The 18,275-nt window shown below is 65.9% G+C and carries 17 protein-coding genes; 8 read left to right on the top strand and 9 right to left on the bottom strand.

What is annotated here, in order from left to right; all coding sequences use genetic code 11:
• Positions 1 to 90: 90 nt before the first annotated feature.
• From V3B64_RS15460 to ykgO, 6 genes are all read right to left on the bottom strand, one after another.
• Positions 91 to 1,323, bottom strand: coding sequence for a TraB/GumN family protein (locus V3B64_RS15460; RefSeq protein ID WP_032130074.1), 1,233 nt, complete (start codon positions 1,321 to 1,323; stop codon positions 91 to 93).
• Entirely contained in the window at positions 1,316 to 1,846 is a 531-nt protein-coding gene (locus V3B64_RS15455) for a GNAT family N-acetyltransferase (protein ID WP_107432020.1), read from the bottom strand. Before V3B64_RS15455 ends, V3B64_RS15460 begins: the two co-directional genes overlap by 8 nt.
• Before the next feature lie 14 nt (positions 1,847 to 1,860).
• Complete coding sequence (locus V3B64_RS15450; RefSeq protein ID WP_005409280.1) at positions 1,861 to 2,748, bottom strand: carbon-nitrogen hydrolase; 888 nt, start codon at positions 2,746 to 2,748, stop codon at positions 1,861 to 1,863.
• A 230-nt stretch (positions 2,749 to 2,978) separates the two neighbouring features.
• Positions 2,979 to 4,016 carry an agmatine deiminase family protein gene (locus V3B64_RS15445; RefSeq protein ID WP_032130076.1) on the bottom strand — a complete coding sequence of 346 codons (1,038 nt, stop codon included), beginning with the start codon at positions 4,014 to 4,016 and terminating at the stop codon, positions 2,979 to 2,981.
• A gap of 39 nt (positions 4,017 to 4,055) precedes the next feature.
• Positions 4,056 to 4,385: a hypothetical protein gene (locus V3B64_RS15440; RefSeq protein ID WP_125895520.1), complete on the bottom strand. Its 330-nt coding sequence runs from the start codon at positions 4,383 to 4,385 to the stop codon at positions 4,056 to 4,058.
• 146 nt (positions 4,386 to 4,531) lie between these two features.
• Positions 4,532 to 4,657, bottom strand: coding sequence for a type B 50S ribosomal protein L36 (gene ykgO, locus V3B64_RS15435; RefSeq protein WP_005409283.1), 126 nt, complete (start codon positions 4,655 to 4,657; stop codon positions 4,532 to 4,534).
• Positions 4,658 to 4,854: 197 nt separating this feature from the next.
• Between ykgO and cmk the strand changes: the two genes are divergently transcribed.
• The 8 genes from cmk to galU all read left to right on the top strand — a co-directional run bounded on the left by cmk (position 4,855) and on the right by galU (position 13,141).
• A complete protein-coding gene (gene cmk / locus V3B64_RS15430) occupies positions 4,855 to 5,532 on the top strand; it encodes a (d)CMP kinase (RefSeq protein WP_032130077.1) in 678 nt (225 codons plus the stop codon).
• Positions 5,533 to 5,730: 198 nt separating this feature from the next.
• On the top strand, positions 5,731 to 7,416 hold the full coding sequence (gene rpsA, locus V3B64_RS15425) for a 30S ribosomal protein S1 (protein WP_005416230.1): 1,686 nt from the start codon (positions 5,731 to 5,733) through the stop codon (positions 7,414 to 7,416).
• 87 nt (positions 7,417 to 7,503) lie between these two features.
• Entirely contained in the window at positions 7,504 to 7,809 is a 306-nt protein-coding gene (locus V3B64_RS15420) for an integration host factor subunit beta (protein WP_005409286.1), read from the top strand.
• A 77-nt stretch (positions 7,810 to 7,886) separates the two neighbouring features.
• Complete coding sequence (locus tag V3B64_RS15415; protein WP_010484569.1) at positions 7,887 to 8,171, top strand: LapA family protein; 285 nt, start codon at positions 7,887 to 7,889, stop codon at positions 8,169 to 8,171.
• A gap of 6 nt (positions 8,172 to 8,177) precedes the next feature.
• Entirely contained in the window at positions 8,178 to 9,356 is a 1,179-nt protein-coding gene (lapB, locus tag V3B64_RS15410) for a lipopolysaccharide assembly protein LapB (RefSeq protein WP_005416232.1), read from the top strand.
• Positions 9,357 to 9,359: 3 nt separating this feature from the next.
• Complete coding sequence (locus V3B64_RS15405; RefSeq protein WP_049399455.1) at positions 9,360 to 10,349, top strand: glycosyltransferase family 4 protein; 990 nt, start codon at positions 9,360 to 9,362, stop codon at positions 10,347 to 10,349.
• 3 nt (positions 10,350 to 10,352) lie between these two features.
• Complete coding sequence (locus tag V3B64_RS15400; RefSeq protein ID WP_032130079.1) at positions 10,353 to 12,266, top strand: nucleoside-diphosphate sugar epimerase/dehydratase; 1,914 nt, start codon at positions 10,353 to 10,355, stop codon at positions 12,264 to 12,266.
• Positions 12,263 to 13,141 (top strand): UTP--glucose-1-phosphate uridylyltransferase GalU, encoded by an 879-nt coding sequence (galU, locus tag V3B64_RS15395; protein WP_019336276.1) that lies wholly within the window; start codon positions 12,263 to 12,265, stop codon positions 13,139 to 13,141. Before V3B64_RS15400 ends, galU begins: the two co-directional genes overlap by 4 nt.
• Before the next feature lie 551 nt (positions 13,142 to 13,692).
• On the opposite strand, the gene V3B64_RS15390 is transcribed toward galU, so the two are convergent.
• From V3B64_RS15390 to V3B64_RS15380, 3 genes are all read right to left on the bottom strand, one after another.
• The gene (locus V3B64_RS15390) at positions 13,693 to 14,901 is read right to left on the bottom strand and encodes an acetyl-CoA C-acyltransferase (RefSeq protein ID WP_049399460.1); all 1,209 of its coding nucleotides are present in this window, start codon (positions 14,899 to 14,901) and stop codon (positions 13,693 to 13,695) included.
• A 98-nt stretch (positions 14,902 to 14,999) separates the two neighbouring features.
• Complete coding sequence (locus V3B64_RS15385) at positions 15,000 to 17,372, bottom strand: 3-hydroxyacyl-CoA dehydrogenase/enoyl-CoA hydratase family protein (protein ID WP_329914417.1); 2,373 nt, start codon at positions 17,370 to 17,372, stop codon at positions 15,000 to 15,002.
• Between the two features lie 39 nt (positions 17,373 to 17,411).
• Positions 17,412 to 18,065 (bottom strand): TetR family transcriptional regulator, encoded by a 654-nt coding sequence (locus V3B64_RS15380; RefSeq protein WP_006431024.1) that lies wholly within the window; start codon positions 18,063 to 18,065, stop codon positions 17,412 to 17,414.
• Positions 18,066 to 18,275: the final 210 nt, after the last annotated feature.

The raw sequence follows: 18,275 nt of genomic DNA, 5'->3' as shown, positions 1-18,275 counted from the left end.
AGCGTGCCAACCAAGGTTGGCACCTGCCGGTCGCGCGCGCAGACGCCGTGCGGCCGGTAGCGCCGGGCCATGCCCGGCGGGGCGTTGCAATCAACCGGCGACCTTGCCCCACACCTTGAACGTGGTCAGCCACAGGCCCAGCATGCTGCCGATGTTGGTCAGCATGAAGGTCAGCACCACGCGGGTGACGCGGTTGCGATACCAGCCCTTCAGGCTCTGCGCATCGTCGCGCAGCTTCAGGAAGTCCTCATACGCCGGCTTGCGCAGGCGCGCTTCCACCAAGGCCGAGAATGCGCCAGTCGGGATGCTCAGGCGGAACGGCTTGAACGGCGCCACCGCGATCGCGGTGAGGATGCTCAGCGGATGGCCGCCGGCCAGCAGGCAGCCCAGGCCGGCGAGGCCGCCGGTATACATCGCCCAGGTCGCCAGCAGTTCGGTGCCCACGCCCAGGCCACCGCGGTAGAAACCTACGCCGATGCCGGTCGCTACGATGGCCAGGATGCCCAGCGTGAACCACGGAATGTTGCGCTTCTTCGGCACCGCTTCCAGCTCGGCGCGCAGCGGTGCCGGTGCTTCGGTGTCGGTTTCCAGGTAGCGGGCCAGCCCGGCAAGGTGACCGGCACCGACCACTGCCAGCACCTCACGCTGCTGCGGATCGTGTTCTTCGCGCAGGCGCGTGGCCATGTAGCGGTCACGCTCGCCGATGATGGTCTCGTACAGCGCCGGGCTCTCGCTGGCGAACTCGCCGAAGCTCGACTCCAGCATGTCGCCCTGCTTGAGCTTCTCGATCTCGTTTTCGCCCACTTCCTCGGATGAGAACAGACCTGCGCCAAGCCCGGCGACCAGCTTCAGCTTGCCGAAGAAGCCCAGCCGTTGCGAGGCACGGCGGAAGGTCAGGCCGACTTCACGGTCGATCAGGTGTACCGGCAGGTTGCGCTCGCGCGCCAGTTCCACCGCGCGCTTCAGTTCGGCGCCCGGCTCGATGTCGAGCTGTTCGGCCAGGCGGCGCTGGTACGCGGACAGGGCCAGGTTGGCGGCGAACAGGGCCACGCGGCCCTTGCGGATCACTTCGACCAGATCGAGCTTGGCCAGTGTGTCCGGATCGCTCAGCGCCTGCAGGCGCTGTGGGTCCAGTTCAACGGCAACGGCATCGAAGCGGCCGCTGTCGATGGCTTTTTCCACCGCCTCGACGCTGGCGCGGGAGACGTGGGCAGTGCCCAGCAGGGTATAACGCACGCCGTCGCGTTCAACGACGCGCACCGGCTGGCCGGCGAACAGGTCGTCGCCGGTTTCGGGAAGGGTTTCGGTCATGGGTTCATTCATTGGAAGGTGCGGTGTCGGCGCCATCGCCGAGCGCGCGCTGCATCTGCACGGTATCCAGCCAGCGGCCGTGCTTGCGGCCAAGGCCACGGAACACGCCGACCAGCTCGAAGCCGAAGCGTTCGTGCAGCTTGATGGAGGCGGCATTGGTCGGTTCGCCGATCACGGCCACCATCTGCCGGTAACCACGCGCCACGCAGGCATCGATCAAGGCCTGCAGCAGGCCGGTGCCCACGCCCTGGCCCTGGAACGCGGCATCGACGTAGACCGAGTTCTCCACGGTCCACTGGTAGGCAACGCGGGTGCGGTAGGTGTTGGCGTAGGCATAGCCGGCCACCTGGCCGTCGATCTCGGCGACCAGGTAGGGGAAGCCGCGATCGATGATGTCGCGCATACGGCGCAGCATCTCGGTCGCGTCGGGGATGTCGTACTCGTAGGTGTTGACGAAGTCGGTCACTTCCACCGCGTAGATCGCGGTGATCGCGGCGATGTCGGCCGGGCCGGCATCACGGATGAGGACGGCCATGCGCGGGCTCCGGCTCAGTCGATGTAGCGCTTGAGCAGGTCACCGTACGCGTCGATGCGGCGATCGCGCAGGAACGGCCAGATGCGGCGCACGTGCTCGCTGCGCTGCAGGTCGACATCGCACAGCAGCACGGTGGCGTCAGTGCCGGCTTCGGCCAGGAATTCGCCCTGCGGGCCGAGCACGTGGCTGTTGCCCCAGAACTGGATGCCCGAAGCACCCAGCGGCGAGGCTTCGTGACCGACGCGGTTGCAGCTCAGCACCGGCAGGCCGTTGGCCACGGCGTGGCCGCGGTGGCTCAGCACCCAGGCGTCGCGCTGGCGGGTCTTCTCGTCCTGCACGTCGTCCGGGTCCCAGCCGATCGCGGTCGGGTACAGCAGCAGCTCGGCGCCGGCCAGCGCCATCAGGCGTGCCGCTTCCGGGTACCACTGGTCCCAGCACACCAGCACGCCGAGGCGACCCACCGAGGTATCGATCGGCTTGAAACCGATGTCGCCCGGGGTGAAGTAGAACTTCTCGTAGAAGCCCGGATCGTCCGGGATATGCATCTTGCGGTACTTGCCGAGCAGCGTACCGTCCTTCTCGAACACCACCGCGGTGTTGTGGTACAGGCCGGCAGCACGGCGCTCGAACAGCGAGCCGACCAGCACCACGCCATGCTTCTTCGCCAGCGCGCCGAGGCGCTCGGTGCTCGGGCCCGGGATCGGCTCGGCCAGGTCGAACTCATCGACCGACTCGTGCTGGCAGAAATAAGGACCGTTGTGCAGTTCCTGCAGCAGCACCAGCTTGGCACCCTGCGCAGCCGCCTCGGCCACGCGTGCTTCGATCACCGCCAGGTTGGCGGCGGCATCACCGTGGTTGCGCTCCTGGATCAGGGCGACGGTAAGGGGGCTGCGCGAGTTCATGCGGGGCGTTCCTGCGGGGGAAAACCTGCATGTTAGCGCGGATGGGCGGCGACGGCGTGTCGCGCGCTGAATGGGTGCTGGTAGTGGCGGGGGGGGGGGGGGGGCCGCGCGGGGGGGGGGGGGGGGGGAGGGGGGGGCGGGGCGCGGCGCGCCGGCGGCCCCCCCCCCCCCCCCCCCCCCCCCCCCGGCGGCCGCCCGGCCCCCCCCCCCCCCCCCGCCACTACCCATCCTCAGGCCTTCAACAACCCGGCCGGCAGCTGCATGGTGATGCAGTGCAGGCTGCCGTTCTGCCAGATCAGCGAGCGGCAGGGCACCTGCACGATCTCGCGGCCCGGGTGCGCCTGCGCCAGTACATCGCGGGCCAGGTCGTCGGCCGGATCGCCATAGGCCGGCATCAGCACCGCACCATTGACGATCAGGTAGTTGGCGTACGACGCAGCCAGGCGGCGGCCTTCGTCGATCACCGGCTGTGCCCACGGCAGCGGGAACAGGCGATACGGCTGGCCGTCCTTGGTGCGCAGCGCGGCCAGCTCATTGCCCATCGCCTGCAGTTCGGCGTAGTGCGAGTCGCTCTCGTCGTCGCAGGCCTGGTAGACGATGCTGTCAGCCGAGGCGAAGCGGGCGAGGGTATCGATGTGCGCGTCGGTGTCGTCGCCTTCCAGGTAGCCGTGGTCCAGCCACAGCACGCGGTCCTGCTGCAGCCAGTCGGCCAGGTCGGCGCTCAGGCTGGCGCGGTCGCGGTCCGGGTGGCGCTCGTGCAGGCACTTCCAGGTGGTCAGCAGGGTGCCTTCGCCATCGGTTTCGATGCCGCCGCCTTCCAGCGCGAACGGAATGCTGCGCACCGGTGCGTCGTTGAACACGCCGGCCTGGTCGAGCACGCCCACCAGCTGGTCATCCAGGGTGGCGTCGAACTTGCCGCCCCAGCCGGTGAAGCGGAAATCCAGCAGCTGGAAGCCGCCGTCGGCACGGCGCAGGGTGATCGGGCCGGAGTCGCGCAACCAGGTATCGTCGTAGGCCGCCGTGGTGAAGTGGACCTTGTCCATGTCGATGCGGTTGGAGCGCAGCCGCATCTCGGCATAGGTCTCCACATCGTCGTCGGCCACGCAGATCAGCACCGGCTGGAAGCGGGTGATGGCCGCGACCAGCGCGATGTAGGTCTCTTCCACCTGGCCCAGGCGGTCGGCCCAGTCGGTGTCGGCGGTGGGCCAGGCAATCAGGACGCCGCTCTGGGCTTCCCACTCGGCAGGAAAACGAAGGGTCTGGTTCATGGTCTCGCTACACAGGCCCGCCCAGGGCGGGTAAAGGGATCAACGGATCGGCGGTTTCGGGCCGATTTCGTTCGGGTCCGCCTGGTTGGCCACCACGTCGATCACCTTCTGCTTCTCGAAGTAGACGGTGAACTGCGGGTACACCCAGCGGTTGATGGTCGGCCATTGCCGCTTCTGCCCGCCACGCGGCTGCAGTTGCTCGCTCGGCGCGCCGAACTGCGCCTGTACCTGCTGCATGCTCTGGCCGCGCACGGGCAGGGCACCGGCCGGCTTCTCGCGGGCACGGTCGACAAGCAGAGTATCGGCCAGCGCCGGCGTGGCGGTGGCCAGGGTGGCCATCACGGCCAGGGCGGACAGGTAACGCTTCATCTCGATCTACTCCCCAGTGGTCAAGAAAGGCGATTACAGCAAAAACGGCAGGAAAAAGCCGCATAAACAAAAAACCGCCCGAAGGCGGCTTTTTGCATCGGGTCGGCCCCGCGTAGGGCCAGCCGCAGCCGCGAAGGCTGTTGGGCTTAGCGCTGACGCGCCTTGAAACGCGGGTTCGACTTGCAGATGACGAAGATCTTGCCACGACGACGCACGACCTTGCAGTCACGGTGACGGGCCTTCGCCGACTTCAGGGAGGACAGGACTTTCATGGCATACCTCGGCGTAAACAGTAGTTGTTCGGGTGGAGCGTGGCCGCGATATGCGAAAGACAATCGGCAGTTGACGCTCGTTCAAGCCCGCCATTCTACCGGGCTTTTCCTCGTGGTTTCAAGTGGTTGCACAAAAGATCCCATTGGGGGCGTCTGACAGGGGCTAGAATGACCCCTTCACACGCTCTGGGAACCCCATGAATCCACTCGCTCCCGTCCTGACCATCGACGGCCCTTCAGGGGCTGGCAAGGGTACCATCAGCCGCATCATCGCGCGCCGGATGGGCTGGCATTACCTGGATTCGGGCGCGCTGTACCGGGCGGTGGGCGTGGCCGCGAGCTGGGCCGACATCGATACCTCCGATGCCTCGGCGCTGGTCCGCTGCACCTTTGATACCCACGTTCAGTTTGTCGAGCAGGGTGAAGCCATGCGGGTCATGGTGAACGGGACCGATGCCACCGACGAGCTGCGCCTGGAGACCACGGGCGCACTGGCCTCGGCCATTGCGGCCATCCCGGAGGTCCGTGCCGCCCTGAAGGAGCGCCAGCGCGCATTCAGGGAGCTGCCGGGCCTGGTCGCCGACGGCCGTGACATGGGCACGGTGATCTTCCCGGACGCCTCCTACAAGGTCTTCCTGACCGCCAGTGCCGAGGAGCGCGCCGAGCGCCGGCATAAGCAGTTGAAAGACAAGGGGGTTTCTGTTAACTTTGATGACCTCCTGCGCGAGATCATGGCCCGCGACGCCCGTGATGCTCAGCGTACCGTGGCGCCCCTGAAGCCGGCAGACGATGCTGTCCTCATCGACACCACAGGCATCGGCATCGCAGATGTCGTTGCCAGAGTGATGGATCTGCTTCCGGTTCCGGCTGCCTGATCCGTTCGCGCGGGAGCACTGCCAGCAGCATCGGTGGTGGTCGCGCATAGCAGTGCTGTACCAGCTCCGTCGCGCAATGATGCGTGGCGGTTTTCCTACTACACACGACCTGCGTTTCCGGGGTCGACCAACAGGCGGGCGGTCGCCATTCCCCTGAAGGGGACGCCACCGACCCATGTGTCCAACAGAGTAAATCTAATGACCGAATCATTTGCCGAACTGTTTGAAGCCAGCCAGGCCAATCTGGCCAAGCTGAAGCCGGGCGCCATCGTCAGCGGTACCGTTGTTGAAGTCCGCGGCGACGTCGTGGTGATCAACGCTGGCCTGAAGTCCGAAGGCATCGTGCCGATCGAACAGTTCCGTAACGACGCTGGCGAAATCGACGTCGCCGAAGGCGACATCGTCAAGGTCGCCCTCGACTCGATCGAGAACGGCTTCGGCGAAACCGTCCTGTCGCGCGAGAAGGCCAAGCGCGCGATGGTGTGGGACGAGCTGGAAGAAGCGTTGGAAAAGAACGAAACCATCACCGGTCGCATCAGCGGCAAGGTCAAGGGTGGTTTCACCGTGGACATCAAGGATGTCCGCGCCTTCCTGCCGGGTTCCCTGGTCGATGTGCGCCCGGTGCGCGATCCGGCCTACCTGGAAGGCAAGGAACTCGAGTTCAAGCTCATCAAGCTGGACCGCAAGCGTAACAACGTCGTGGTCTCGCGCCGCGCTGTCGTCGAAAGCGAGCACTCGGAAGAGCGCGAGCAGCTGATGGACAAGCTGCAGGAAGGCGCGATCCTGAAGGGTGTCGTCAAGAACCTGACCGATTACGGCGCGTTCGTGGACCTGGGCGGTATCGACGGCCTGCTGCACATCACCGACATGGCGTGGAAGCGCGTGCGTCACCCGTCGGAAGTCGTGAACGTCGGCGACGAGCTGGACGTCCGCGTGCTGAAGTTCGACCGCGAGCGCAACCGCGTTTCGCTGGGCCTGAAGCAGCTGGGCGAGGATCCGTGGGACAACATCGGCCGTCGTTACCCGGCCAACAGCCGCGTCTTCGGCAAGGTCTCCAACGTCACCGATTACGGTGCGTTCGTTGAGATCGAGCCGGGCGTCGAAGGCCTGGTGCACGTCTCCGAGATGGATTGGACCAACAAGAACGTCAACCCGTCCAAGGTTGTCCAGGTTGGTGATGAAGTCGAAGTGATGGTGCTGGACGTCGATGAAGAGCGTCGCCGTATCTCGCTGGGCATGAAGCAGGTTGCCGCCAATCCGTGGGAAACCTTCGCTGCCACCCACAAGAAGGGTGACAAGGTGTCGGGCCAGATCAAGTCGATCACCGACTTCGGCATCTTCATCGGCCTGGACGGCGGCATCGACGGCCTGGTTCACCTGTCCGACATCAGCTGGAACACCACCGGCGAAGACGTCGTTCGCAACTTCAAGAAGGGCGATACCCTGGACGCCGTCGTCCTGGCTGTCGATCCGGAGCGCGAGCGCATCTCCCTGGGCGTGAAGCAGCTGGAGCAGGATCCGTTCGGCCAGTACATGGCTGCCAATCCGAAGGGCTCCAAGGTCGAAGGCGTGGTGAAGGAAGTCGACGCCAAGGGCGCGATCATCGAGCTGGCTGACGGCATCGAAGGTTACGTCTCGGCACGCGACATCGCCAACGAGCGCGTTGACGACGCCACCCAGCACCTGAAGGTCGGCGACAAGGTCGAAGCCAAGTTCGTGGGCATGGACCGCAAGGGCCGTACCCTGCAGCTGTCGATCAAGGCCAAGGACGACGCTGAAATGCGCGAAGTGCTGGAGGAATACCAGTCCTCTTCGGCTTCCAGCGGCACCACCCAGCTGGGCGCGCTGCTGCGTGCACAGCTGAACGGCAACAAGTCCGAGTAATCGGCCTTACGCTGTTCGTTGTTTCCTGGACGGCCCGGGCATTGCCCGGGCCGTTTCAGGCTGAGATACCCCTGATGTGAGCCGGTAATGACCAAATCCGAACTGATCGAAATCCTTGCGCGCCGCCAGGCGCACCTGAAGGCCGATGATGTCGATCTGGCGGTGAAGTCGTTGCTGGAAATGATGGGCGGATCGCTGTCCGCCGGGGATCGCATCGAAATCCGTGGTTTTGGCAGCTTCTCGCTGCACTATCGTCCGCCGCGCCTGGGTCGCAACCCGAAGACCGGCGAATCGGTTGCCCTGCCGGGCAAGCACGTCCCTCATTTCAAGCCGGGCAAGGAACTGCGTGAGCGGGTCAGCAGTGTGCTGCCGCTGGACGCCGATCCGGCCTGAGCCTCCCGTCGCGCCACCGCGTGCGAATCCAGCCGCGAGTCGGATAAGCTACGGACTCCTGCCACTGGAGCTGTCGCATGAAGGTTTTTCGTCTGCTGGTCCTGCTGGCGGTTCTGATCCTTGGATTGATCATCGGTGCGGTCAACATGACCGCGATGTCGATCAACCTGCTGTTTACCCAACTGCATACCTCGGTGGGCGTGGCCCTGATCGCCGCGCTGCTGGTGGGTGTCATCGTCGGTGCCGGCCTGGTGCTGGTGAGCGTGGTCATTCCGCTCTACAGCCAGTTGCGCCGCGCCAACAAGTCCGCTGTCGCCACGCCGGCACCGGTTGCTTCCCCCCAATCTTTTGATGGACGCTGATCGAAGATGGATTTCGTCACCGAGTGGTTCTGGTTCTTCCTGTTCGTTCCGCTGGCCGCACTGGCCGGGTGGGTGATCGGACGGCGTGGTGGTCAACGCCACGGTGACAGCCAGGTCAGCCGCCTGTCCAGCACCTACTTCCGCGGCCTGAACTACCTGCTCAACGAGCAGCCGGACAAGGCCATCGAGCTGTTCCTGCACATCGCCGAGCTGGACAAGGAAACCTTCGAGACCCAGGTCGCGCTGGGCCACCTGTTCCGCCGCCGCGGCGAAGTCGACCGCGCCATCCGCCTGCACCAGGGCCTGGTCAACCGCCACGACCTCAGCGATGCGCAACGCGTGCAGGCGCTGCTGGCGCTGGGCGAGGACTACATGAAGTCCGGCCTGCTGGACCGCGCCGAGACCGTGTTCACCGAACTGGCCCAGCTGGATCAGCGTGCGCCGCAGGCACTCAAGCACCTGATCGGTATCTACCAGGCCGAGCGCGACTGGGAAAAGGCGATCGACAACGCGACCCGTTTCGAGGACGTCACCGGCGAGCCGATGGGCAAGCTGATCGGGCAGTTCGAGTGCGAACTGGCCGAACGCTTCCGCGGTGCTGGCAAGCTGGAAGAGGCGAGGGCAGCGATTGCCCGGGCTTACCAGGCCGATGCGATGTCGGTGCGTGCCGGCATCATTGAAGGCCGCCTGGAAACCGATGCCGGCAATCCGGAAGCGGCCGTGCGCGCCTTCGAGCGTGCCGCGCGCAACGATCCGGAGTACTTGCCGGAGCTGTTGCCGGCGCTGATGCAGAACTACCGCAAGGTCGGCGATCTGGCAGGCGCACGCGCGTTCCTGTCGGAGATGACCGAGCACTACCGCGGCATCGCCCCGGTGCTGGCGCTGACCCGCCTGATGGAAGAGCAGGAGGGCGTGGCGCCAGCCCGTGCCTACCTGGGTCGCCAGCTCAAGGATCGCCCGTCGGTGCGTGGCGAGTCCGCGCTGATCGACCTGACCCTGGCTGAAGGCGCCGATTCCACGGCGACCCTGCACGACCTGAAGCACATCACCGACCAGTTGCTGGTGCGCAATCCGGCCTATCGCTGCACCCGTTGTGGTTTCGGTGCGCGCACCCACCACTGGCAGTGCCCGAGCTGCAAGGAGTGGGGTACGGTCAAGCCGCTGCTGAACTACGCGGTGCTCTGATCCATGCCGTGGCTCGTGATGGGCGCGCTGCTGGGCCTGGCCCTGCTGAGTGCGGCACTGACCTGGGCGGCGCGGGGCTACGCGCTGCGCCGGCAACTGTTTGACCAGCCGGGCGAGCGCCGCAGCCATAGCGTGGCCACCCCTCGCGGCGGCGGCATCGCCATTGTCATCAGCCTGCTGGTGACCGCCGGTGTTGCCATGTGGGCCTGGCCCGAAGCGCGTCCGAGCCTGCTGGTCGCCAGCCTTGGCCTGGCGCTGGTGGCGGGTATCGGCTGGTGGGACGACCACCGGCCGCTGCCGGCCATGCGCCGCCTGATGGTGCACTTCATCGCCGCCGCGCTGCTGGCCGCGCTGGTCAAGGTCCACGGTGGCAGCTGGCTGCTGGCCGTACTGGTCCTGCTGTTCACCGCCTCGCTGATCAACATCTGGAATTTCATGGATGGGATCAACGGCATCGCGGCCAGCCAGGCCATTGTGGTCGCGCTGGGGCTGGCGCCGCTGCTGCCCTGGCCGTACTCGCTGGCGGCGGTCGCGTTGGGCCTGGCCTGCCTGGGCTTCCTGCCGTTCAACTTCCCGCGGGCCCGGATCTTCATGGGCGATGTCGGAAGTGGCGCGCTGGGCTACGCGGTGGCGGCAGTGCTGGCACTGGCCAGCGTCAAGACCGACATCCACTGGATCCTGCTGCTGGTGTCGGCATCGCCGTTCCTTGTGGACGCGGGCTTCACACTGCTGGCGCGCATCATTTCCGGACAACGCTGGATGGAACCCCATACCCAGCACGTCTACCAGCGCGCGGTGCAGGCAGGAGCCAGTCACGCCCAGGTAACAGGGATGTACTTTGCTTTGGGCCTGTTCAGTATTACAGTGCTTAATGTCTGCTCCAATTTGCAGCCGAGGTGGGAGGCTGCCGTGGCGATCGCGTGGTTCATTGCGCTGAGCGTCCTCTGGCTCCTCCTGCGCAATGGATTGCGCCACCCAAAAGGAAATACCTGACTTATGGCTTCACCCTGGCGGGACAGAATCCTCGGCCTGATGCCGCGTTCGGCCATCGTCTGCCACGACCTGTTCATGGTCTGGGCATGCTGGCAGCTGCTCCACGCGGGGCGGTATTCGATCCTGGCCAACGCCCCCGAGCTCCCTCTCTGGAACGTTGACACCACGCTGGTGCTGCTGCTGCAGGGCATGGTGTTCTGGCGCGTGGGCCTCTATCGGGGCCTGTGGCGGTTCGCCAGCGTCAGCGACCTGCTGAACATCTTCAAGGCCAGCTTCATCGGCATGGTCGCCATCGTGCTGGTGCTGATGTGGAAGCGCTTCGACGGCGTGCCGATGTCGGTGCTGGTGATCTATCCGTTCGCGCTGTCGGCGCTGCTGGGCGCGCCGCGCCTGCTGTACCGGGCCTGGAAGGACTATCAGGCACTGCAGTCGGACTCGTCCGCGCGCCGCGTGCTGATCCTGGGTGCCGGCCAGGCCGCCGAGACCCTGGTCCGTGACCTGCGCCGTTCCGGTAATTTCGAGCCGGTCGGCCTGCTGGACGATGCGCCACACCTGCGCGGCGCCAAGCTGCAGGGCCTGCCGATCCTCGGCACCCTGGACGATGCGCCGACAGTGGTCCGGGAGACGGCGGCCAAGCTGCTGGTGATCGCCATTCCGTCACTGGACGCGGCGGGCATGCAGCGGATCGTCGCCATCTGCGAAAGCACCGGCGTGCCGTTCCGCACCGTGCCCAAGCTCAGCGACATCCTGCAGGGCCAGTCGCTGCCGGGGCAGCTGAAGGAAGTGGCGATCGAGGATCTGCTGGGCCGCAAGCCGATCATGCCGGACTGGAACCTGATCCGTGGCTGGCTGGGCGGGCGTACGGTGATGGTCACCGGTGCCGGCGGTTCGATCGGCTCCGAGCTTTGCCGCCAGTGCGCACGGCATGGTGCCGGCCGCATCATCCTGCTCGAGATCAGCGAACTGCTGCTGCTGACCATCGAAGGCGAGCTGCGGCGAAGCTTCCCCGATGTCGAGATCGAAGCGGTGCTGGGCGACTGCGGTGACCCGGCGGTGATCCGCCACGCCCTGTCGCTGCATCCGGTCGACACCGCCTTCCATGCGGCTGCCTACAAGCACGTGCCGGTGCTGGAGCGGCAGCTGCGCGAAGCGGTGCGCAACAACATCCTGGCCACCGAGAACGTGGCCCGCGCCTGTCTGGAAGCGCGCGTTGAGCATTTCGTGTTCATCTCCACCGACAAGGCGGTCGACCCGGTCAATGCACTGGGCGCCAGCAAGCGCTATGCGGAGATGATCTGCCAGAGCCTGGACCAGAAGTCCACGCATACCCGTTTCGTTACGGTGCGCTTCGGCAACGTGCTGGCCTCGGCCGGCAGCGTCGTGCCGCTGTTCCGCGAACAGATCCTGCGTGGCGGTCCGGTGACCGTCACCGACCCGGAAGTCAGTCGCTACTTCATGACCATCCCGGAGGCCTGCCAGCTGATCCTGCAGGCGGCCGCTTCGGCATCGCATGGTGCGATCTATACGCTCGACATGGGCGAGCCGGTGCCGATCCGCGTGCTGGCCGAGCAGATGATCCGCCTGGCCGGCAAGCAGCCGTACAAGGACATTCCGATCATCTACACCGGGCTGCGTCCGGGCGAGAAGCTGCACGAGACGCTGTTCTATTCGGACGAGGACTACCGTTCCACCGCGCACCCGAAGATTCTCGAGGCCGGTGTACGTACGTTCTCGCGTGACCTGGTGCTGGGCAATGTCCCGCGCCTGCGCGATGCCGTGGCTGGTTACGACACGACCAGCATCCAGGAGATCCTGTTCGCGACGATGCCGGAGTTCTCTCCCATCGAACAGGATGCTTACATTTCATCCGCTAAAGTCGTGCCCTTTCCGGCACGTGAGGCCAACAGGCACCAATGAGCAAGCGAATTCGCAAGGCAGTTTTTCCAGTGGCAGGGCTCGGGACGCGCTTTTTGCCGGCAACCAAGACGGTTCCGAAGGAAATGTTGCCGATCATTGATCGTCCGCTGATCCAGTACGCGGTCGATGAAGCGATTGAAGCCGGTTGCGACACGCTGGTGTTCATCACCAACCGCTACAAGCATGCCGTGGCCGACTACTTCGACAAGGCCTACGAACTGGAGCAGAAGCTCGAGCGCGCCGGCAAGCAGGAGCAGCTGGAGATGATCCGCCATGTGCTGCCCAATGGCGTGCGCGCGATCTTCGTGACCCAGGCCGAAGCACTGGGCCTGGGCCATGCGGTGCTGTGCGCCAAGGCCGTGATCGGTGACGAGCCGTTCGCGGTGCTGCTGCCGGACGACCTCATCTGGAACCGCGGCGACGGCGCACTGAAGCAGATGGCAGACCTCAACGAGGCCAGTGGTGCCAGCGTGATCGCCGTTGAAGACGTGCCGCACGACAAGACTGCCAGCTACGGCATCGTTGCCACTGACGCGTTCGACGGCCGCAAGGGTCGCATTTCGCAGATCGTGGAGAAGCCGAAGCCGGAGGACGCGCCGAGCGACCTGGCGGTGGTTGGCCGTTATGTGCTGAGCCCGAAGATTTTCGAGTTGCTGGAACAGACCGGCAGTGGTGCCGGTGGCGAGATCCAGCTGACCGATGCGATCGCGCAGCTGCTGAAGACCGAAGAGGTCGATGCCTACCGCTTCGAGGGCACCCGCTTCGACTGCGGCACGCACCTGGGGCTGGTGGAGGCGACGATCCGCTTCGCGCTGGACAACCCGAAGCTGGCAGGGCCGGCGCGGGAGAAACTGACGGCGATGTTGGCGGAATAAGGTTTATCAAGCGCTCCGTGCTGCGCCTTGATTGATACGTGGGGGAGGGGGCGGATGGCCCTCTCCAAAACACGCCAAAGCCCTTCCATGGTGCTCGATGGCGCCTTGCTCGTGTGCGCTGTCCTGCGCACACGGCAAGACCGGGGTTGGGCGTCCTGCCCAACCCGCCCAAGGCATGCCTTGGGCCCATGGCGCCAACGGTTTTGGAGAGGGCCATCCGCCCCCTCTCGACAGTTTCCGTGCGGCGCGGACGGGAAGGGCGGAATCAAGGGCAAGAGCAAAAGCAAAAAGGCAGCCGGTGGCTGCCTTTTTTGCTTGTTGGGGTCAGAGCCCTTTGCTGCGCAAAGGGCTCTGACCCCAGACTTTGCTTCTGCTCACCCCTCCGCCGCGTGGAATGCTGGCTGGCACGGGTGGGTGAGGCTGACCGGGACCGTTGGCGCCATGGATGGCGCCATCGAGCCCCCAGGGACGGGTTCACGGCGTGTCCCGGGCAGTCTCACCCACCCGGGCCCTGCAGTAAGCCGACATCCCGACCGGCAACGCTTTGAACCTTACAGCGCCTCGAAAATACCCGCTGCGCCCATGCCGGTGCCGATGCACATCGTCACCATGCCGTACTTCTGCTGGCGACGGCGCAGGCCGTGCAGCAGGGTTGCGGTGCGGATCGCGCCGGTCGCACCCAGCGGGTGGCCCAGGGCAATCGCGCCACCCAGCGGGTTGACCTTGTTCGGGTCCAGGCCGCAATCGCGGATCACCGCCAGCGACTGCGCGGCGAAGGCTTCGTTCAGTTCAATCCAGTCCAGCTGGTCCTGGGTCAGGCCGGCCTGCTTCAGTGCCTTCGGGATCGCGGCGATCGGGCCGATGCCCATCACTTCCGGGCGCACGCCGGCCACGGAGAAGCTGACGAAACGGGCCAGCGGGGTCAGGCCGTAGTCCTTGATCGCCTGTTCCGAGGCCAGCAGCACGGCACCGGCGCCATCGCTCATCTGCGACGAGTTGCCAGCAGTGACGGTGCCGCCGAACTGGCCGTTGCGGAACACCGGGCGCAGCTTGGCCAGGCCTTCGGCCGAGGAATCCGGGCGCGGGCCTTCGTCGGTGTCGGCGATCTTGTTGCGGGTGATGATGCGCTGGCCATCGGCCAGGTCCGGCAGGTGCGAGACGATCTCGTACGGGCTGATCTCGTCCTTGAACTCGCCGTTCTGGATCGCGGCCATGGCCTTCTGGTGCGAGGCGAGGGCGAAGGCGTCCTGGTCTTCGCGCGAGACCTTCCACTCTTCGGCGACCTTCTCGGCGGTGATGCCCATGCCGTAGGCGATGGCCACGTGGTCGTTGTCGAACACGCTCGGCGCCATGGCGATCTTGTTGCCCATCATCGGCACCATCGACATCGATTCGGTGCCGCCGGCCAGCATCAGGTCGGCATTGCCCAGGCGGATCGCGTCGGCGGCCTGCGCCACGGCCTGCAGGCCGGAGGAGCAGAAGCGGTTCACGGTCTGTGCGGCGATGGTGTTGGGCAGGCCAGCCAGCAGCACGCCGATGCGCGCCACGTTCATGCCCTGCTCGGCTTCCGGCATGGCGCAGCCGATGATCGCGTCATCGATGCGGTTGACGTCCACGCCCGGGGCCTGGGCGACGACGCTGCGCAGCACGTGCGCAAGCATGTCGTCGGGGCGGGTGTTGCGGAACATGCCCTTGGGCGCCTTGCCAACCGGGGTACGGGTGGCGGCGACGATGTAGGCGTCCTGGATTTGCTTGGTCATTGCAGTGATCTCTCGAATTTTTTAGCCGGAGTGCCCACCAAGGTGGGCACCTACCAGAGGCAGAGGGATGCCGACCAGGGGCCGGCACCCGCCATCAATCAATTACGCAGCGGCTTGCCGGTCTTGAGCATGTGCGCGATGCGGGCCTGGGTCTTTTCCTGCTGGGCCAGTTCGACGAAGTGCTTGCGCTCCAGGGTCAGCAGCCACTCTTCGTCCACCAGGGTGCCGCGGTCGACCTTGCCACCGCACAGCACGGTGGCGATGCGCTCGGCGATCTCGTAGTCGTACGGGCTGATGAAACGGCCTTCCAGCATGTTGACCAGCATCATCTTGAAGGTGGCGATACCCACGTCGCCGGCCACCTGGATGCGGCGTGCCGGCAGCGGCGGACGGTAGCCCGCTTCGGCCAGGGCGCGCGCTTCGGCCTTGGCGATGTGCAGGGCCTCGTAGCTGTTGAACACCACCTTGTCGGTGCTGCGCAGCAGGCCCAGTTCCTTGGCGTTGACCGCCGAGTTGGACACCTTGGCCATCGCCACGGTTTCGAAGGTCTTCTTCAGTTCGGCGAACACGTCACCGCCCGGGCCAGCGGCCTGCGAGGCGCGCACGGCCAGTTCCTTCAGGCCACCACCGGCCGGCAGCAGGCCGACGCCGGCCTCGACCAGGCCGATGTAGCTTTCCAGGAAGGCCACAGTCTTGGCGCTGTGCATCTGGAATTCGCAACCACCACCCAGCGCCAGGCCACGCACGGCAGCCACCACCGGCACCAGCGAGTACTTGATGCGCTGGCTGGTGCGCTGGAAGTTGGCGACCATCTCTTCGAACTGGTCGACCTTGCCGGCCTGCAGCAGGCCGAGCGCACCGGCCAGGTCGGCGCCGGCGGAGAAGGGTTCCTTCTGCTGCCAGATCACCAGACCCTGGAAGCTCTTTTCGGCAAGTGACACGCATTCCTGCAGGCCGTCCAACACCTGGTCGGACACGGTGTTCATCTTGGTCTTGAAGCTGACCACGGCGATGCCATCACCGTCGTGCCACATGCGCAGGCCGTCGTTCTCGAACACGGTCTCGCCCGGCGCGAACTTCTCGCCCAGCAGCGGATCCGGGAAGCGCTGGCGCTGATACACCGGCAGCGACGAGCGCGGCAGCTTGGCGTTGCGCGACGGGCTGTAGCTGCCCTCGGCGGCGTGCACGCCATCGCGGCCATCGAACACCCAGTCCGGCAGCGGGGCATTGCTCATGCTCTTGCCGGCGACGATGTCATCGGCAATCCACTGCGCCACCTGCTTCCAGCCGGCGGCCTGCCAGGTTTCGAACGGGCCCAGCGACCAGCCGTAGCCCCAGCGGATGGCCAGGTCGACGTCGCGCGCGGTTTCGGCGATGTCGGCCAGATGGTAGGCGCTGTAGTGGAACAGGTCGCGGAAGGTCGCCCACAGGAACTGCGCCTGCGGGTGCTGGCTTTCGCGCAGCTTGGCGAATTTCTCGGCCGGGTTCCTGATCTTCAGGATCTCGACCACTTCCGGTGCGGCGGCGCGGTCGGCCGGACGGTAGTCCTGCTTCTCCAGGTCCAGCACCACAATGTCCTTGCCGACCTTGCGGAAGATGCCGGCGCCGGTCTTCTGGCCCAGCGCGCCCTTGGAGATCAGCGCGTCCAGCCACTTCGGCGACTTGAAGAATTCATGCCACGGGTCGTTGGGCAGGGTGTCGCCCATGGTCTTGATGACGTGGGCCATGGTGTCCAGGCCGACCACGTCGGAGGTGCGGTAGGTGGCCGACTTCGGGCGGCCGACCAGCGGGCCGGTCAGGCCGTCCACTTCATCGAAGCCCAGGCCGAACTGCTGGGTGTGGTGGATGGTGGACAGGATCGAGAACACGCCGATGCGGTTGCCGATGAAGTTCGGGGTGTCCTTGGCGTACACCACGCCCTTGCCCAAAGTGGTGACCAGGAATTCTTCCAGGCCTTCCAGCACGGCGGCGTCGGTGGTGGTGGCCGGGATCAGCTCGGCCAGGTGCATGTAGCGCGGCGGGTTGAAGAAGTGCACGCCGCAGAAGCGGTGGCGCAGCTGCTCGGGCAGCACGTCGGCCAGCTTGTTGATGCCCAGGCCCGAGGTGTTGGAGGCCAGCACCGCGTGGTCGGCCACGAACGGCGCGATCTTCTTGTACAGGTCCTGCTTCCAGTCCATGCGCTCGGCGATGGCCTCGATGATCAGGTCGCAGTCCTTCAGCTGCTCCAGGCCGGACTCGTAGTTGGCCGGGGTGATGGCTTCGGCCAGCGACTTGCTGGCCAGCGGCGCCGGGCTCAGCTTGCCCAGGTTGGCGATCGCCTTCAGCACGATGCCGTCAGCCGGACCTTCCTTGGCGGGCAGGTCGAACAGCACGGTGTCGACGCCAGCGTTGGTGAGGTGGGCGGCGATCTGGGCACCCATGACGCCGGCACCCAGCACGGCGGCGCGGCGGACTAGCAGGGAATTGGACATGGTGTAGGGCCTTTGTTGGTCAGCAGTTACTGGGTGGAATCAAGGGGAAGCGGGCAGGGCGCTGGCGCGTGCGGCGGCGCGGAACCCGGCTTCGGCGAAATGGATCAGTTCGTGGGCGGCATGGGCACGATGCGCCGCTTCGGTGACACCGGCGGGACGCTTGATCAGCCCGAAGTCGGCCATGGCATAGGTGAGCGAGCCGGCCAGGAAATCCAAGCGCCAGTACAGCTCTTCCTTGCTCAGGTCGGGTGCGCATTCGGCAATCGCCTTGCCGAACGCACGCAGCACGTGACCGTAGTGGTCGGACAGGAACTTGCGCAGGTTGTCGTTCTTCTCGGCGTAGGCGCGGGCGATCACGCGCACGAAGGCGCCGCCGTTCTGGCGGTCCTGGGCCAGCGCCAGTGCCGGCTCGACGAAGGCGGCCAGCACCGGGCGCAGCTGCCCGGGGTGTTCGCTGCGGGCGCGCTCGAGCTGCGCCAGGCGCGCGCCGGTCATCTCGTCCATGCGGCGGCGGAACACCTCGTTGACCAGGTTTTCCTTGGAGCCGAAGTGGTAGTTGACCGCAGCGATGTTGACGTCGGCCTGGCTGGTCACCTGGCGCAGCGAAGTGCCGGCGAAGCCGTGCTGTGCGAACAGCTCCTCGGCCGCGCCGAGGATCCGGTCCTTGGTCGAGAAGTGGGCGGGTTTGGCCATCGGCGGGCGGACCTTAATCAAACGATTGTTTGATACTAGGACCAGACGGTAGCGTATGGCATTTTGCAGTGCAGCAAAAATGCCCGGACCGGTCAGATTTCACTCAGGTGGGTGAATGGGCGCAAAGGGTAGTGCCGGGGGGGGGGGGGGCCCCCCCCCCCCCCCCGGGGGGGGCGGCGCGGCGCGGCGGGGGCGGGCGGCCCACCCGGG

Source organism: Stenotrophomonas sp. SMYL86 (genome assembly GCF_036320025.1).
Taxonomy (GTDB): Bacteria; Pseudomonadota; Gammaproteobacteria; order Xanthomonadales; family Xanthomonadaceae; genus Stenotrophomonas; species Stenotrophomonas maltophilia_A.
Note: the sequence above shows the minus strand (reverse complement) of the source record. Positions and strands in the feature narration are given on the sequence as shown.

Excerpts from the sequence above, each read along its gene's own strand:
- V3B64_RS15400 (WP_032130079.1), top strand. The coding sequence starts at position 10,353 with ATGGCTTCACCCTGGCGGGACAGAATCCTCGGCCTGATGCCGCGTTCG.
- V3B64_RS15390 (WP_049399460.1), bottom strand. The coding sequence starts at position 14,901 with ATGACCAAGCAAATCCAGGACGCCTACATCGTCGCCGCCACCCGTACC.
- V3B64_RS15415 (WP_010484569.1), top strand. The coding sequence starts at position 7,887 with ATGAAGGTTTTTCGTCTGCTGGTCCTGCTGGCGGTTCTGATCCTTGGA.
- galU (WP_019336276.1), top strand. The coding sequence starts at position 12,263 with ATGAGCAAGCGAATTCGCAAGGCAGTTTTTCCAGTGGCAGGGCTCGGG.
- V3B64_RS15440 (WP_125895520.1), bottom strand. The coding sequence starts at position 4,385 with ATGAAGCGTTACCTGTCCGCCCTGGCCGTGATGGCCACCCTGGCCACC.
- cmk (WP_032130077.1), top strand. The coding sequence starts at position 4,855 with ATGAATCCACTCGCTCCCGTCCTGACCATCGACGGCCCTTCAGGGGCT.
- ykgO (WP_005409283.1), bottom strand. The coding sequence starts at position 4,657 with ATGAAAGTCCTGTCCTCCCTGAAGTCGGCGAAGGCCCGTCACCGTGAC.
- lapB (WP_005416232.1), top strand. The coding sequence starts at position 8,178 with ATGGATTTCGTCACCGAGTGGTTCTGGTTCTTCCTGTTCGTTCCGCTG.
- rpsA (WP_005416230.1), top strand. The coding sequence starts at position 5,731 with ATGACCGAATCATTTGCCGAACTGTTTGAAGCCAGCCAGGCCAATCTG.
- V3B64_RS15405 (WP_049399455.1), top strand. The coding sequence starts at position 9,360 with ATGCCGTGGCTCGTGATGGGCGCGCTGCTGGGCCTGGCCCTGCTGAGT.
- V3B64_RS15445 (WP_032130076.1), bottom strand. The coding sequence starts at position 4,016 with ATGAACCAGACCCTTCGTTTTCCTGCCGAGTGGGAAGCCCAGAGCGGC.
- V3B64_RS15385 (WP_329914417.1), bottom strand. The coding sequence starts at position 17,372 with ATGTCCAATTCCCTGCTAGTCCGCCGCGCCGCCGTGCTGGGTGCCGGC.
- V3B64_RS15420 (WP_005409286.1), top strand. The coding sequence starts at position 7,504 with ATGACCAAATCCGAACTGATCGAAATCCTTGCGCGCCGCCAGGCGCAC.
- V3B64_RS15460 (WP_032130074.1), bottom strand. The coding sequence starts at position 1,323 with ATGAATGAACCCATGACCGAAACCCTTCCCGAAACCGGCGACGACCTG.
- V3B64_RS15455 (WP_107432020.1), bottom strand. The coding sequence starts at position 1,846 with ATGGCCGTCCTCATCCGTGATGCCGGCCCGGCCGACATCGCCGCGATC.
- V3B64_RS15450 (WP_005409280.1), bottom strand. The coding sequence starts at position 2,748 with ATGAACTCGCGCAGCCCCCTTACCGTCGCCCTGATCCAGGAGCGCAAC.
- V3B64_RS15380 (WP_006431024.1), bottom strand. The coding sequence starts at position 18,065 with ATGGCCAAACCCGCCCACTTCTCGACCAAGGACCGGATCCTCGGCGCG.